The organism is Thermohalobaculum sediminis (assembly GCF_023487995.1).
In the GTDB taxonomy this organism is placed as follows: Bacteria; Pseudomonadota; Alphaproteobacteria; order Rhodobacterales; family Rhodobacteraceae; genus Thermohalobaculum; species Thermohalobaculum sediminis.
In genome coordinates this window covers 448,976-462,496 of sequence record NZ_JAMFKN010000002.1, presented here as the reverse complement: position 1 = coordinate 462,496, position 13,521 = coordinate 448,976, and the positions used below count along the sequence as shown (strand labels likewise).

General features: G+C 71.3%; 15 protein-coding genes. 13 read left to right on the top strand and 2 right to left on the bottom strand.

What is annotated here, in order from left to right; genetic code table 11:
* Window positions 1-107 precede the first annotated feature (107 nt).
* Both pncB and M1105_RS06105 read right to left on the bottom strand, forming a co-directional pair.
* Complete coding sequence (pncB, locus tag M1105_RS06110) at window positions 108-1,400, bottom strand: nicotinate phosphoribosyltransferase (protein ID WP_249579457.1); 1,293 nt, start codon at window positions 1,398-1,400, stop codon at window positions 108-110.
* A gap of 133 nt (window positions 1,401-1,533) precedes the next feature.
* Window positions 1,534-3,177, bottom strand: coding sequence for a lytic transglycosylase domain-containing protein (locus tag M1105_RS06105; protein WP_249579456.1), 1,644 nt, complete (start codon window positions 3,175-3,177; stop codon window positions 1,534-1,536).
* Between the two features lie 263 nt (window positions 3,178-3,440).
* On the opposite strand from M1105_RS06105, the gene dapA reads away from it, so the two are divergent.
* The 13 genes from dapA (at window position 3,441) to M1105_RS06040 (ending at window position 13,511) form a co-directional block, all read left to right on the top strand.
* Window positions 3,441-4,319 carry a 4-hydroxy-tetrahydrodipicolinate synthase gene (gene dapA / locus M1105_RS06100; protein ID WP_249579455.1) on the top strand — a complete coding sequence of 293 codons (879 nt, stop codon included), beginning with the start codon at window positions 3,441-3,443 and terminating at the stop codon, window positions 4,317-4,319.
* 6 nt (window positions 4,320-4,325) lie between these two features.
* Window positions 4,326-4,844: an AAA family ATPase gene (locus M1105_RS06095; protein WP_249579454.1), complete on the top strand. Its 519-nt coding sequence runs from the start codon at window positions 4,326-4,328 to the stop codon at window positions 4,842-4,844.
* Window positions 4,841-5,317 carry an SsrA-binding protein SmpB gene (gene smpB, locus M1105_RS06090; protein WP_249579453.1) on the top strand — a complete coding sequence of 159 codons (477 nt, stop codon included), beginning with the start codon at window positions 4,841-4,843 and terminating at the stop codon, window positions 5,315-5,317. Before M1105_RS06095 ends, smpB begins: the two co-directional genes overlap by 4 nt.
* A 161-nt stretch (window positions 5,318-5,478) precedes the next feature.
* On the top strand, window positions 5,479-6,237 hold the full coding sequence (locus M1105_RS06085) for a GNAT family N-acetyltransferase (RefSeq protein ID WP_249579452.1): 759 nt from the start codon (window positions 5,479-5,481) through the stop codon (window positions 6,235-6,237).
* A gap of 15 nt (window positions 6,238-6,252) precedes the next feature.
* On the top strand, window positions 6,253-6,825 hold the full coding sequence (locus tag M1105_RS06080) for a peroxidase-related enzyme (protein WP_249579451.1): 573 nt from the start codon (window positions 6,253-6,255) through the stop codon (window positions 6,823-6,825).
* A gap of 4 nt (window positions 6,826-6,829) precedes the next feature.
* Complete coding sequence (locus tag M1105_RS20800) at window positions 6,830-7,819, top strand: OmpA family protein (protein ID WP_249579450.1); 990 nt, start codon at window positions 6,830-6,832, stop codon at window positions 7,817-7,819.
* A 99-nt stretch (window positions 7,820-7,918) separates the two neighbouring features.
* Window positions 7,919-8,329: an MAPEG family protein gene (locus M1105_RS06070; RefSeq protein ID WP_249579449.1), complete on the top strand. Its 411-nt coding sequence runs from the start codon at window positions 7,919-7,921 to the stop codon at window positions 8,327-8,329.
* Window positions 8,330-8,457: 128 nt separating this feature from the next.
* Window positions 8,458-9,723: an NAD(P)/FAD-dependent oxidoreductase gene (locus M1105_RS06065; protein WP_249579448.1), complete on the top strand. Its 1,266-nt coding sequence runs from the start codon at window positions 8,458-8,460 to the stop codon at window positions 9,721-9,723.
* Complete coding sequence (locus M1105_RS06060; RefSeq protein WP_249579447.1) at window positions 9,711-10,472, top strand: DUF1365 domain-containing protein; 762 nt, start codon at window positions 9,711-9,713, stop codon at window positions 10,470-10,472. The genes M1105_RS06065 and M1105_RS06060 overlap by 13 nt, the downstream gene beginning before the upstream one ends.
* Window positions 10,469-10,990, top strand: coding sequence for a chalcone isomerase family protein (locus M1105_RS06055; RefSeq protein WP_249579446.1), 522 nt, complete (start codon window positions 10,469-10,471; stop codon window positions 10,988-10,990). Before M1105_RS06060 ends, M1105_RS06055 begins: the two co-directional genes overlap by 4 nt.
* Complete coding sequence (locus M1105_RS06050; RefSeq protein WP_249579445.1) at window positions 10,983-12,233, top strand: MFS transporter; 1,251 nt, start codon at window positions 10,983-10,985, stop codon at window positions 12,231-12,233. The genes M1105_RS06055 and M1105_RS06050 overlap by 8 nt, the downstream gene beginning before the upstream one ends.
* On the top strand, window positions 12,226-12,759 hold the full coding sequence (locus M1105_RS06045; RefSeq protein WP_249579444.1) for a DUF3833 domain-containing protein: 534 nt from the start codon (window positions 12,226-12,228) through the stop codon (window positions 12,757-12,759). Before M1105_RS06050 ends, M1105_RS06045 begins: the two co-directional genes overlap by 8 nt.
* Window positions 12,756-13,511, top strand: coding sequence for an SDR family NAD(P)-dependent oxidoreductase (locus tag M1105_RS06040; protein WP_249579443.1), 756 nt, complete (start codon window positions 12,756-12,758; stop codon window positions 13,509-13,511). Before M1105_RS06045 ends, M1105_RS06040 begins: the two co-directional genes overlap by 4 nt.
* The last annotated feature ends 10 nt before the right edge of the window (window positions 13,512-13,521 follow it).

Below are 13,521 nucleotides of genomic sequence, written 5' to 3'. Positions count from 1 at the left end.
GGCGGGGCCTTGGGAGAGCGTGCGGCGACGCTAGCGCCCCTCGCGGGCGGCGACCAATTCACACTCGCGTGGGCGGGCTGGGCGCGCGCGCAGCCCGGTGGCGGGGCTCAGACGACCAGCCGCCGCGCCACCTGCTCGCCCACCCCGAAGACGCGCTTGTAGCGCGCGACCGCCGCGGCCGATCCCATCGCCTTGTTGGGGTTGTCGGAGAGCTTCACCGTTTCGCGCCCGTTGGCCGAGACGACCTTGCAGACCAGCGAGAACGGGTCGAGCCGCGCATCCCCGATCAGCCCGCGGAAGTCGTTGGTGAGCAGCGTTCCCCAGCCGAAGCCGAGTTGCGTGCGCCCCGCGAAGCGGCGGTAGAGCGTCTCGATCAGCTCGACATCCAGCCCGTCCGAGAAGATCATCAGCTTCTTCGCCGGGTCCTGCCCGCGCCGGCGCCACCAGTCGATGACGAATTCGCCGCTCTCGACCGGGTCGCCTGAATCGATCCGCACGCCGGTCCAGTTGGCGATCCAGTCGGGCGCGCGTTCCAGGAACCCGCGCGTGCCGTAGGTGTCGGGCAGCACGATGCGCAGGTTGCCGAGATAGTCCTGCTGCCAGTCGGCAAGAACCTCGTAGGGCGCCTCGGCCAGCGCCTCGTCGCTGCCGGCGAGCGCGGCATAGACCATCGGCAGCTCGTGCGCGTTCGTGCCCACGGCCTCGACCTCGCGTCGCAGCGCGATCAGGCAGTTCGAGGTGCCGGTGAAGCGGCTCCCCAGTCCCTCGATCATCGCCTGCACGCACCAGTCCTGCCAAAGGAAGCCATGCCTGCGGCGGGTGCCGAAATCCGCGACCGCGACATGGGGCAGGCGGCGCAGGCGCTCGATCTTCTCCCAGACCCGCGTCATGGCGCGGGCGTAGAGCACCTGCAGCTCGAAGTGCCCCATGCCGCGCAGCACGGCGCGCGAGCGCAGCTCCATCAGCACGGCGAGGGCGGGGACCTCCCACATCGTGGTCTCGATCCAGCGGCCCTCGAAGGTCAGCTCGTACTGATCGCCGCGGCGTTCCAGATGGTATTCGGGAAAGCGGAAGCCCTCGAACCAGTCGAGGAAGTCGGGGTCGAACATCCAGCGCCGGCCGTAGAAGGTGTTGCCCCTCAGCCAGGTCGACTCGCCGCGCGAGAGCTTGAGCGTGCGGATATGGTCGAGCTGCGCGCGCAGCTCGCCCTCGTCGATCAGCCGGGCCAGCGGCACCTCGTCCGAGCGGTTGATGACCGAGAAGGTCACCCGCGTCTGCGGGTGGTGGCGGAAGATGCTCTGCGCCATCAAGAGCTTATAGAAGTCCGTGTCGATCACCGACCGCACGATCGGGTCGATCTTCCAGCTTCGGTTGTGCACGCGGGTGGCGATGTCGGTCATGTCCGGGTCCGCTCAGGCAGGGCGCTCATCGGTGACATGACCGGCATTCCGCCCCGAATTGCAAGCCCCGCGAACCCGTGGGATGTCGCGATGGCGCGGCCGTGAGTTCCTCCGGCCGCGCCGCCGCAAGCGTTCAGCAGCTCAGGGTCGCCGCCGGCTGGCAGCGCCCGCCGCGCGCGAGGTCGTCCAGGATCGTCATCTGCCCCACCTGCCCCGCGAGGCGCGAGCGGTAGACATAGAGCCCCTCGATCACCCGCTGCACGTAGTTGCGGGTCTCGGAGAACGGGATGTCCTCGATCCAGTCGATGATGTCGGTGCCGGGCAGGCGCGGATCTCCATTGGTGCCGATCCATTCGTCGACCCGCCCCTTACCGGCATTGTAGGCGGCGGCCGCGAGCACGTAGGAGCCGCCGAATTCCTCGATCCGGCGCGAGAGATAGGTATGCCCCAGCCGCGCGTTGTAGCGCCAGTCGGCGGTCAGGCGCGGCTCGGAATAGTCCTCGCCGATCCAGCTTGCCACCTTCTTCGCGGTCGCGGGCATGACCTGCATCAGCCCGCGCGCCCCGGCAGGGCTGATCGCCGCGGGGTTGAGCTCGGTCTCCTGCCGGGCGATCGACATGGCCAGCGCCGGCTCGACCGCGCTCGCGTATTGCGCAAGCTCGGTCAACGGGTAGTAGGCGGGCATCAGCACATGCCCCTTGCGGGTCGCGTTCTTGGCGATGCGCACGGCGTAGTGCGGCCGGTCGAGCGCGAGCGCGAGATCGGCCAGCGCGCCCAGCGCCGCGCCCCCCTCGATGTGGCGCGACAGGTGCGTGAAGGCCTGGAAGGCCAGCGAGTCCTCGCCCGCGAAATGGACGATCGCGGCCATCCGAACATCGTCCGTGCGGGTGACCGGGCTCTTTTCCCAGTCCGGCAGGTCCGTTGCGGTCAGCGCGGGATCGCCCGGCGCGCCGATCGCGGCCGCCGCGAGCTGGCCGTAGAACGAGGTCTGGTGCTGCGCCGCGCGGGCATAAGCGGCCTGCGCCGCGGCCGGGTCGCCCGCGGCCTCGTGGGCCCGGCCCAGCCAGTAGCCGGCGCGGCCGAGGCTGATCGGCGTCTCGACGGTCGCCTCGAACCGCTCGAAATGCGCGATCGCCCGCTTCGGGTCGCCCAGCCGGCGCAGCGCGGTCCAGCCAGCGAGCCATTCGAGGTCGGAATAGTCGTAGCCCGCCGCCGGCGTGAGGCCGTGGCGCGTGGCGATCCTGTAGGCCCGCTCGCCGCGTCCCTCGCGCACGGCGCGGCGCACCAGCATCGCCCGGCGCTCGGCCCACAGGCCGGGGTTGCCGAGCTCCGACGCGTCCACGCCGTCGAGGAACCGCTCGGCCGCGTCGTAGTCGCGCGACTTCATCAGACGGTCGAAGGCATCCCATTTCGCCCGCGCCTGCGGCGTCAGCATCGAGCCGCCGCTGTCCGGCACCGGCCGCTCGCCCAGCACCGCCTCGGCGAGGCTGTCGAGGCCCGGCCACGTGCCGCGGCGGCTGACGAAGGACTGGTATTCCGGGACCGTGCCGCTGCCCGCCCGCAGCTTGCGCCACAGCACGATGTCCTGCAGCACCACGTCGTTCGTGCCGCGTGCCAGCGCCTCGGCGCCCGTCCAGTCGCCCTTTTCGCCCAGCGCCAGCGCGCGCCGCAGCACCTCGCCCTGCACCCTGGTTTCCTGGAGGTCGAGCGCCCGCGCGGCCTGCGGCGCGGCCAGCGCCGCGGCGAGTATGGGAATCGCGTGAAGAATCGTTCTCATGCTCCGGAACGGCGTTCTGCGCACCATTCTCATTGCTCCTGTACCTGCTTCAGTCTGCCTCGAGGACAAGCCTAGCACATCGCCGCCCCATCGCCGAGGACCGCCGGGCCCCGGGCGCGCAAATTTCGCCGCGGTGGCGCCTTGCCGCACCATCTGGCGGGGGGTGACCGGCGCGGGGTCGTCTCTTGTCAACCGGGGGCTTTGGGCATAGGGTCGCGAACCTCGAAAACCGCGCCCGTGCCGCGCAATCGCGAGTGAGCCCCATGTTCAAGGGATCGATGCCCGCCCTCGTCACCCCCATGTCGGACGGGCGCGTGGACGAGAAAGCGCTGGAGGCGCTGGTCGAGTGGCAGATCGCCGAGGGCAGCCACGGTCTCGTGCCCGTGGGCACCACCGGCGAGAGCCCGACGCTGAGCCACGATGAGCACGAACGCGTCATCGAGATCGTGGTCAAGACCGCCGCCGGACGCGTGCCGGTCGTCGCGGGCGCGGGCTCGAACAACACGGCCGAAGCGGTGAGCCTGATCCGCTTTGCCGAGAAGGTGGGCGCGGACGGCGCCCTCGTCGTCACGCCCTACTACAACAAGCCCACGCAGGCGGGTCTGGTCGCGCATTTCACCGCCGTGCACGACGCGGCGGACCTGCCGATCATCATCTACAACATCCCCGGCCGCTCGGTCGTCGACATGAGCCCCGAGACGATGGGCACGCTGGCCCGGCTGCCGCGCATCGTCGGCGTCAAGGACGCGACCGGCGACATCACCCGCGTCTCGAAGCAGCGCGAGACCTGCGGCAAGGACTTCATCCAGCTCTCGGGCGAGGACGCCTCGGCGCTCGGCTTCAACGCGCATGGCGGCGTGGGCTGCATCTCGGTCACCGCGAACGTGGCGCCGCGGCTCTGCGCCGAGTTTCAGGAGGCCACGCTGAGGGGCGACTATGCCCGCGCGCTCGAGCTTCAGGACCGGCTGATGCCGCTCCATGTGGCGATCTTCCTCGAACCGGGCCTCGTCTGCGCGAAATACGGCCTGTCGCTGCTGGGCCGCTGTTCCGAGGAAGTGCGCCTGCCGCTGGTCGGCGCGACCGATCCGGTCAAGGCCCGGGTCCGCGCGGCGATGGTCCATGCCGGCGTGCTCAACGGCTGAGGGGGCATGGCCGGGGCGCTGCTGCATCTGGTCTGCGGTTCGACCGGCGCTGGCAAGACGACCTATGCCGCGGCGCTCGCGGGCCGGCTGGGCGCGGTGCTGTTTCCGATCGACGAGTGGATGAACCGCCTCTACTGGCCCGACGCGGCGCCCGGCGCGGATCCCGACTGGGGGATGGAGCGGATCACGCGGGCGACCGCGCAGATGCGCGCGGTGATCGGCCAGCTTGCGCGCCTCGGCGTGCCGTCGGTCGCGGATGCGGGCTTCACGACCCGCGCCGACCGCGCCGAGTTCGCGGACTGGGCACAGGGCGCGGGGATCGCCGTGCAACTGCATTGGCTCGATGTGCCCCGCGAGGTCCGCTGGGCGCGGGTCGAGGCGAGGAACCGCGCCGGCGGGGAAGGAACGGGCTTCGAGGTGACGCGCGAGATGTTCGATTTCGTGGAAGGGCTGTGGGAGGCGCCAGGCGCGGCGGAGATGGCGGCGTTGGGCGGCATCCGCCTCGGCGCGGAGGGACGGCCATGACCGCGAAGAAGCCCAGCCCCCAGCGCATCGCCGCCGAGAACCGCAAGGCGCGCCACAACTACTTCATCGAGGACAGCCTCGAATGCGGCATCATGCTCGAGGGCTCCGAGGTCAAGGCGCTGCGCGAGGGCCGGGCCAACATCGCCGAGAGCTATGCCTCGATCGAGGGGGGCGAGCTGTGGCTCATCAACAGTTACATCCCGCCCTTCAGCCAGTCGAAGGACCGCGCCTTCGGTCACGAGGAACGCCGACGCCGCAAGCTGCTGGTCAGGCGCGACCAGCTTGCCCGCCTCGCCAAGGGCGTGGGGCGCGAGGGCATGACGCTGGTGCCCCTCAAGCTCTATTTCAACGAGCGCGGCATCGCCAAGATCGAGATCGGCATCGCCCGCGGCAAGAAGATGGCCGACAAGCGCGAGACCGAGAAGCAACGTGACTGGGCGCGCGAGAAGGCGCGGCTCATGAAGCAGGGCTGACGCCCCCGCCACATCGCCCGCCGTCACGGGTTCGACCCGGGACCTCTGGCGCACCGACGCGCCGGCCGGGGCAAAGGCACACAATCTCCACCCCCTTGCACCGCGCCGCCGTGCGGCGTCTAATCCGGCCCGATCCCTTGCCACGCCGGTGACCGCCCGCCATGCCCGATCGTGCCGACCCTGTGCGCCCCGGCGCGTCCGCCTTGCCCGATGCCGCGCGGCTCCTTGCCGCCGTCGACGCCACCTGGCCCCCGGCCGGGATGCGCGAGGCCGCAGGCTGGTGCCTCAGGCGCGGCTCGGGCGGGGGCAAGCGCGTCTCGGCCGCCTCGGCGGTGAGGTCGGGCGAGGTCCCCGACATCGGCGCGGCGGTCGCGAGGCTAGCCGCCTGGGGTCAGGAGCCGCTGTTCCGCATCGGGCCGGGCGAGGCGGCGCTCGATGCCGAGCTGGGCGCACGGGGCTATGGCGTGATCGACCCCGTGGCGATCTATTGCGCGCCCTCTGCGGCCATCGACGACGGCGCCGACCAGACCGCGCGGGTGATCCGCGTGGCCACGCCCTTGCGCATCGTCGAGGAGATCTGGGCCGAAGGCGGCATCGGCCCCGGCCGCCTCGCGGTGATGGAGCGCCCCGCGGGCCCGCGCAGCGTGCTGCTCGCGCGCGTCGAGGACCGCCCGGCGGGCGTCGCCTTCGTGGCCGTCGACCGCGAGGTCGCGATGATCCACGCGGTCGAGGTCGCCACGGGCTTCCGGCGCAAGGGTGCGGGTGGCGCGCTTCTGCGCGGGGCCGCGCGCTTTGCGCTCGAGCATGGCGCGCCCTGGCTCGCGCTCGCGGTGACCGAGGCGAACGAGCCTGCCCGCACGCTCTATGAACGGCTGGGCATGGGCATCGCCGCCCGCTACCACTACCGCATTCTGGACTGAGCCGGGGAGCGCCCGATGCACCTGCCGAAACCCACCGCCCTCGACCTCGTCCTGCCCGACCCGCTGCCCGAGGACGTGGCCGAGCTGTTCGGGAAATGCCAGGCGAAGCTTGGGCTCGTCCCCAACGTGCTGGTGGCCTATGCTCACCGGCCCGAGAAGCTGCGCGCCTTTGCGCTGATGTACAACGACCTGATGCTCGGCCCCTCGGGGCTGAGCAAGCTGGAGCGCGAGATGATCGCGGTCGCCGTCTCGGCCGAGAACCGCTGCTGGTATTGCCTCGTCGCCCATGGCGCGGCGGTGCGCGTGCTCTCGGGCGAGACGGCGCTGGGCGAGGCGATGGCCTTCAACCACCGATATGCCCCCCTCGATCCGCGCCAGCGCGCGATGGTCGATTTTGCCGTCAGGATCACGCGGGCGAGCGCCGAGATCACCGAGGCCGACCGCGAGCGCCTGCGCACCCATGGCCTGAGCGACGAGGATATCTGGGATCTCGCCGCGGTCGCCGCCTTCTTCAACATGTCGAACCGGATGGCGAGCGCGACCGGAATGCAGCCAAACCCCGAGTATCACGGGCAGGGACGGGGTTGAGCGCGTGCGGCGACGGCTGACGGCGGCACTGGTCTGGATCGCGGCCGGGCTTGCGGCGGCGGCTCCGGCGCAGGAGCAGGCGCCGCAACCCGCCCCGGCGCCCGCGTCCGCGCCCGTCGATCCCGGCGCGCCCGAAGGGGCGACGCCCACCGCCATGCAGCGGCAGGCCTTCGACCGCTACGACCTGCCGGTGGGCATCTATGGCCCGGCCGGGCCGAACGCGCTGAGCCTCGAGGGCGAGGTGACGATGCGCGCCTTCCGCCTCGACGACCCGGCCGCTAGCACCGCCGGCACGATCGCCGGCTATCGCGAGCGCCTGGCCGCGCTGGGCTTCGAGACGGTGTTCAGCTGCCGCACCGCCGAGTGCGGCGGCTTCGACTTCCGCTTCGGCGTGGCGCTCCTGCCCGCCCCCGCGATGCTGATCGATACCGCCGATTTCCAGCAGCTTTCGATGCGACGCGACGCCGGGGACGGCTCGTCGGTCTATGTCTCGGTGCTGGCGAGCCGGGTGCTGGGGCAGGTGCATGTGCAGACCGTGACCGTCACGCCGGGCGAGCGGGCGACGCGGGTCACGACCTCGCCCGGCATCGACGCCGGGGCCGGAGCCCTCGTGCTCCCGCAGGATGAGGCGGACCTGTTCGACCGCCTGATGGCCGATGGCCACGTCCCGGTCGAGGGGCTGGCGTTCGACACCGGCGGCGCGCGGCTCTCGCCCGGCTCGGCCGCCGCGCTCGACCTGCTCGCGCAACTTCTCGCGCGCAATCCCGACATCCTCGTGGCCATCGTCGGCCACAGCGACAACCAGGGCGCGCTCGACGTCAATGTCGACCTCTCGCGCCGCCGGGCTGAGGCGGTGATGGCGGCGCTGACAGAGCGCGGTGTCCCCGCCGGCCGGATGGAGGCCCATGGGGCGGGCTGGCTCGCTCCGGTGACCGCGAACGACACCGAGGCCGGGAGGGCGTTGAACCGGCGGGTCGAATTGGTGCTGCGCTGAGCTGCGCGCCCGCTTCCCTCTTGCCGCGGCACGCGATGGTGGCGATGCTCGCGCCGGCCGCCATCGCGGCGGCACGGCGGATGCAGAGGAGACCCTGTCATGGCCCACGAATTGGCCCCTGAACTCTACTGGCTTGCGCTGACGGCAATTGCGACCGGGCTGATGTGGCTGCCGCATATCCTGTGGCTGCTCGGCGATCGCGGCGTCGGGCCCGCGCTGATGGATGGCGAGCACGACATCGCCTACACCGCGCCCTGGGCCGCACGGGCGCGGCGCGCGCATCTCAACGCGGTCGAGAACCTCGCGGTCTTTGCGGCGCTGGTGGCGGCGCTCGTGATCTCGGGGCAGGGCGACGGGCTGACCGCGGCGGCGGCGGCGCTCTACTTCTTCGCGCGCGTCGCGCATTTCGCGGTCTATGTCGCGGGGCTGCCGGTCGTGCGCACGCTGGCCTTCGCGGTCGGGGTGGGCTGCCAGCTGGTGATCGGCTTCCGCGTGCTCGGCATCATCTGAACCGTGGCGCGGACGCCCGCCGGACGCTCATGGCGCGGCAGGTTGACGCGATTTTTTGCCGGCGTGATCTGGTCATCCGCCGCCTTCGTAGCACTTTCCATGCCGAGCAGGGTCGGGAGACGCGTTGCATGGAAAGACTTAGACTGGCCGTCGTCGGTGGCGGGATCGCCGGGCTGGGGGCGGCATGGCTGCTCTCGCGCGGACATGATGTCGTCCTTTACGAGGCCGAGGATCGCCTGGGCGGTCACGCCCGCACGATCGCCGTTCCGGGGCGCGATGGCGCCGTCCCGGTCGATACCGGCTTCATCGTGTTCAACCACGTCAACTACCCGCACCTGAAGGGGCTGTTCGAGCATCTCGACGTGCCTACCAAGCGCAGCGACATGTCTTTCGCCGTCACCGTGGATGACGGCGCGATCGAGTATGGCTGCAAGACCATCAACGCGGCGCTCGCCCAGCGGGCCAACGCGCTGCGGCCCGCCTTCTGGCGGATGGTGCGCGACATCATGGTGTTCAACCGCACCGCGCTCGCGGTGGCGCAGCGCGACCCGCGCATGACCATCGGCGGGCTGATCGAGGCCCAGCGCCTCGGCGAGTGGTTCACCCGCTACTACCTTCTGCCCATGAGCGGCGCGATCTGGTCCACCCCGCGCGAGGAGATGCGCAACTTCCCCGCGCTCGCGCTCGCGCGGTTCTTCGAGAACCACGGGCTCCTCTCGCTCAATGGCCAGCACCAGTGGTGGACGGTCGAGGGCGGCTCGCGCGAGTATGTCGCGCGGATGGCCGCGAGCATGGCCGCGCAGGTCCGGCTCGGCGCCCCGGTGCGCGAGGTGACGCGCGACGACCAGGGCGTGATCGTCAGGGCCGAGGGCGCCGAGCCCGAGCGCTTCGACCAGGTGGTGCTCGCCGGCCATTCCGACCAGACCCTGGCGATGCTGACCGACGCCGACGCGGCCGAGCGGCGGGTGCTCGAGCGGGTGCGCTACAAGCCCAACCTCGCCGTCCTGCACAGCGACGCGAGCCAGATGCCCAAGCGCCGCGCCTGCTGGTCGAGCTGGGTCTACCAGGCCTCGAGCACCGCGACCGAAAACGCGGCCTCGGTCACCTACTGGATGAACAGCCTGCAGGGCATCCCCGGCACGACGCCCCTGTTCGTCTCGCTCAACCCCGCGCGCCCGATCCCGGAGGAGAAGATCCTCGACCAGCATGTATGCCATCACCCGCAGTTCGACCTGCACGCGATGGCGGCGCAGGCCGAACTGCCGACCATCCAGGGCCGCAAGCGCACGTGGTTCTGCGGCGCGTGGACCCGGCACGGCTTCCACGAGGACGGGCTCGCGAGCGCTGTTTCGGTCGCACGCGAGCTTGGCGTCACCCCGCCATGGCCGAGCTGAGCCCCGCAGTCATCGCGGCGCGCGTCACCCACGCGCGGACCATGCCGGTGAAGAACGCCTTCGCCTACGGCATGGACTACGTGATGCTGTCCGAGGATCAGCTTTCTGGCGGCCGCACGCCCAAGCTGTTCTCGTTCGGGCGGCGCAACCTCGTGAGCCTGCACCCCGCCGATCACGGCTTCGCGGGCGAGGGGGGCGCGCCGTGGGTGCGCCGCCTCGCCGCCGAGGCGGGGGTTGGCGAGGTGGCCACAGTCTCGCTCCTGACCCATCCGCGCTACTGGGGCTATGCCTTCAACCCGGTGAGCTTCTGGTTCATGAAGGATGCGGGCGGGGCGCTGATCGCGGTGCTGGCAGAGGTGCACAACACCTTCGGCGACCGGCACTGTTACCTGTGCCGCGCGGCCGATGGCGGCCCGATCCGTCCCGATCAGTGGGTCGAGGCCGAGAAGCGTTTCCACGTCTCGCCCTTCTTCGCCATCGAGGGGCGCTACCGCTTCCGCTTCGTGCTGGCGCCCGAGCGCGTGGGCGTCTGGATCGACTACCAGGACGGCAGGGGCGGCGGGCTCTACACTGCGCTCACGGGTCATCGCCGTCCGCTCTCGGACGCGGAGCTGGTGCGTGCGCTGGTGCGCCGCCCGCTCGGCGCCGCCAAGGCCACTGCCCTGATCCACTGGCAGGCGCTGAAGCTTTTCCTCAAGGGGGTGCGCTACCGCACCCGGCCCGAACCGCCAAAGGAGCGCGTGACATGATCCGCCATGCCCTTGCCTCCCTGATCGCCACGCTTCTTGCCGTGCCGGCCGCGCAGGCGACGCCCAGCGAGCTTGCGCCGCTGGTCGATTCCGAGCGCCCTGCCGGGTGCAGCGAGTACCGCTTCCTGTTCTGGGACTTCTATCGCGCCGAGCTGTGGACCGACGCCCGCGACCTGCCGGGCGAGGCCTATGGCCTGTCGCTCACCTACCGCTCGAAATTCTCGCGCGACGAACTGGTCGAGGCCTCGATCGACGAGATGGCGCGCATCGCGGGCCGGCCGGAGGCCGATTTCGACGCGGCGCGCGCCCAGATGGCGCAGGCCTTCCGGGACGTGGTGCCGGGCGACCGCATCACCGCCTGGCGCGAGGCTCCGGACCGGGTGATCTTCTTCGTGAATGGCGCCGAGGCGGGAGCCCTCACCGAGGACGCCGAGCTGTTCCTGTCGATCTGGCTGGGCGAGAAGACCCGCCACCCCGAGGGGCGCATGGCGCTGCTCGACGGGCGGTGCGATGGCTGAAACGGGGCTCGCGCGCGCCGATCTCGCGCGCAGCGGCGTCATGGCGGCGGCGCTGGCCTTCGGCGGCCTGCCGCTCTATGTCCACGCGCCGCGCTTCTATGCCGAGGAAATGGGCCTCGGTCTGGGTGCGCTGGGCGCGATCCTGCTGGCCGCCCGCGCAGTCGACAGCGTGCAGGACCCCATCCTAGGCTGGCTCGCGGACCGAACCCATGCGCGCCGACAGGTCTGGGCGCTCGGGGCGGCGGCGATGCTCGCCGCGGGCTTCGTGATCCTGTTCTCGCCGCCCGGCTGGGGCAGCCCGGCGCTGCGGCTGGGGTTGGGGCTGCTCGCGGCCTTCACCGGATTCAGCGCTCTGCAGATCGCGCTTTACGACCATGGACTAGCGCTCGCCCGCGCGGCAGGGGGTGGGCACACGCGCGTGGCGCTGTGGCGCGAGGCAGGGGGCCTGATCGGCGTGTGCCTCGCCGCGATGGCGCCTGCCCTGCTGGGCGCGGCGTTCGGTCCTGCGGCGGGGTTCCTCGGATTCGCGCTCCTTTTCGTCGCGGTTGCCGCCATCGCCTCGGCCGCAATGGCGGGACGCTGGCGGGCTTCGGGGAACGCGGGCGCCGCGGGTGGTTTCCGCCAGGCACTCGCCGCGCCGGGCGTCGCGCCGATGCTCGCCTTCGGCTTCGTCAACGCGCTGCCCACGGCCGTGACGTCGACGCTGTTCCTGTTCTTCGTGGCCGACGTGCTGGAGGCCGAGGATCATGCTGGCCCCATGCTGCTCCTGTTCTTCGCCGCCGCCGCCGCGGCCGCCCCGTTCTGGGCGCGGCTTGCCGGGTGGCTCGGGCGGCGGGCGACGCTGGGGCTTGCCATGTCGCTCTCGATCGCGGCGTTCGCCTGGGCCTGGGTGCTGGGGCCCGGCGATGTCGCGCCGTTCTACGCGGTTGCCATCGCCTCGGGCGCCGCGCTGGGCGCCGACATGACGCTCGCCCCCGCCATGCTGGCCGCGCGCATCGAGGGCGAGGGCGGGCGGGTCTTCGCGCTCTGGACCTTCCTGCAGAAATCGGCGCTCGCGCTTGCCGCGGGCGTCGCCCTGCCGTTGCTGGCGCTTTCGGGCTTCGAGCCGGGGGCGGTGGACGCCGAGGGCCGTGCCGCGCTGTCGGTGGCCTACGCGCTGGTGCCCTGCATTCTCAAGATTGGCGCCATCGCGATGCTGGCCGTTCTACCCGTCGAGAAGGAGACCGCCCTTGCCAATGCCTAGGCTCGCCGCCGCCCTCGCGCTCGTGGCACTGCTCGCGGGCTGCGCCGGCCAGCGGCTGGAGGATTACGCAGCCGAGACGCCGAGGCTCGACCTGCGCGAGTATCTCGACGGGCCCCTCCAGGCCTCGGGGATCTTCTTCGGCCGCTCGGGGCGGGCCGACCTGCGCTTCACCGTGGACATGGTGGGCAGCTGGGACGGCAACACCGGCACGCTGGAGGAGGATTTCGTCTACAGCGACGGCCGCACCGAGCGGCGGGTCTGGACCCTGACCTTCGCCGATGACGAGGCTTTCACCGGCACCGCCCATGACGTCGAGGGGCAGGCCGTGGGCCGCCAGTCCGGCAGCGCCGCGACCATGACCTACCGACTGCGCCTCACGCGCGAGGGCGGCGACGAGATCACGGTCTCGATGGAGGACTGGTTCTACCTGCTTGAGGACGGGACGCTGATCAACCGCGCGCGGATGTCGAAATTCGGCATCACGGTGGGCGAGCTGATCGTGACCTTCCGCAAGCCCGCGCCATGACCGATCTGCGCGGCAGACGCTACTGGCTGGTCGGCGCCAGCGCCGGGATCGGCCGGGCGCTGGCGGCGGAACTGGCGCGCGCGGGTGCGGTGCTGGTGCTCTCGGCCCGCGACGGCGCGGCGCTTGACGCCTTGCTGGCCGAATTGCCCGGAGCGGGACACAGGGCCGTGCCCTGCGACGTGACCGACGAGGCGTCGGTGGGGGCCGCATTCGGGCAGGCGGGCGCGCTCGATGGCGTGATCTACAACGCCGGCGCCTATCAGCCGATGTCGGCCCGCGTGCCGGACGTGGCCGCGCTCGAGCAGATGGTGGACGTGAACCTCGCAGGCGCCTTCCGGGTGCTGGCCGCGGTGGTGCCGGACTTCGTGGCGCGGAAGGCGGGGCATGTGGTGCTCGTGGGCTCGGTCTCGGGCTATCGCGGCCTTCCCGACGCCTGGGGCTATGGCGCCACCAAGGCCGCGCTGATCCACATGGCCGAGAACCTGCGCTGCGATCTGCGCGGGATGCCGATCAAGGTGCAGGTCTGCAATCCGGGCTTCGTGGCGACGCGGCTCACGGACAAGAACGACTTTCCCATGCCCTTCCTGATGCAGCCCGACGAGGCCGCGCGGCGGATGCGCCGGGGCATGGAGGGGGGCGCCTTCGAGATCGCCTTCCCTCGCCGCTTCGCGCTGATCCTAAAGGCGCTCGCCTGGCTGCCGCGCCCCGTCTACTTCTGGCTGGTCGGACGGATGTCGAAACCCGTGGGCTGAGGGCGTCGTG

Coding starts and splice junctions, on each gene's coding strand:
- smpB (WP_249579453.1), top strand. CDS start 4,841: ATGACCGCGAAGAAGCCCAGCCCCCAGCGCATCGCCGCCGAGAACCGC.
- M1105_RS06045 (WP_249579444.1), top strand. CDS start 12,226: ATGCCTAGGCTCGCCGCCGCCCTCGCGCTCGTGGCACTGCTCGCGGGC.
- M1105_RS06105 (WP_249579456.1), bottom strand. CDS start 3,177: ATGAGAACGATTCTTCACGCGATTCCCATACTCGCCGCGGCGCTGGCC.
- pncB (WP_249579457.1), bottom strand. CDS start 1,400: ATGACCGACATCGCCACCCGCGTGCACAACCGAAGCTGGAAGATCGAC.
- M1105_RS06055 (WP_249579446.1), top strand. CDS start 10,469: ATGATCCGCCATGCCCTTGCCTCCCTGATCGCCACGCTTCTTGCCGTG.
- M1105_RS06080 (WP_249579451.1), top strand. CDS start 6,253: ATGCACCTGCCGAAACCCACCGCCCTCGACCTCGTCCTGCCCGACCCG.
- dapA (WP_249579455.1), top strand. CDS start 3,441: ATGTTCAAGGGATCGATGCCCGCCCTCGTCACCCCCATGTCGGACGGG.
- M1105_RS06040 (WP_249579443.1), top strand. CDS start 12,756: ATGACCGATCTGCGCGGCAGACGCTACTGGCTGGTCGGCGCCAGCGCC.
- M1105_RS06085 (WP_249579452.1), top strand. CDS start 5,479: ATGCCCGATCGTGCCGACCCTGTGCGCCCCGGCGCGTCCGCCTTGCCC.
- M1105_RS06050 (WP_249579445.1), top strand. CDS start 10,983: ATGGCTGAAACGGGGCTCGCGCGCGCCGATCTCGCGCGCAGCGGCGTC.
- M1105_RS06070 (WP_249579449.1), top strand. CDS start 7,919: ATGGCCCACGAATTGGCCCCTGAACTCTACTGGCTTGCGCTGACGGCA.
- M1105_RS06060 (WP_249579447.1), top strand. CDS start 9,711: ATGGCCGAGCTGAGCCCCGCAGTCATCGCGGCGCGCGTCACCCACGCG.
- M1105_RS06065 (WP_249579448.1), top strand. CDS start 8,458: ATGGAAAGACTTAGACTGGCCGTCGTCGGTGGCGGGATCGCCGGGCTG.
- M1105_RS06095 (WP_249579454.1), top strand. CDS start 4,326: ATGGCCGGGGCGCTGCTGCATCTGGTCTGCGGTTCGACCGGCGCTGGC.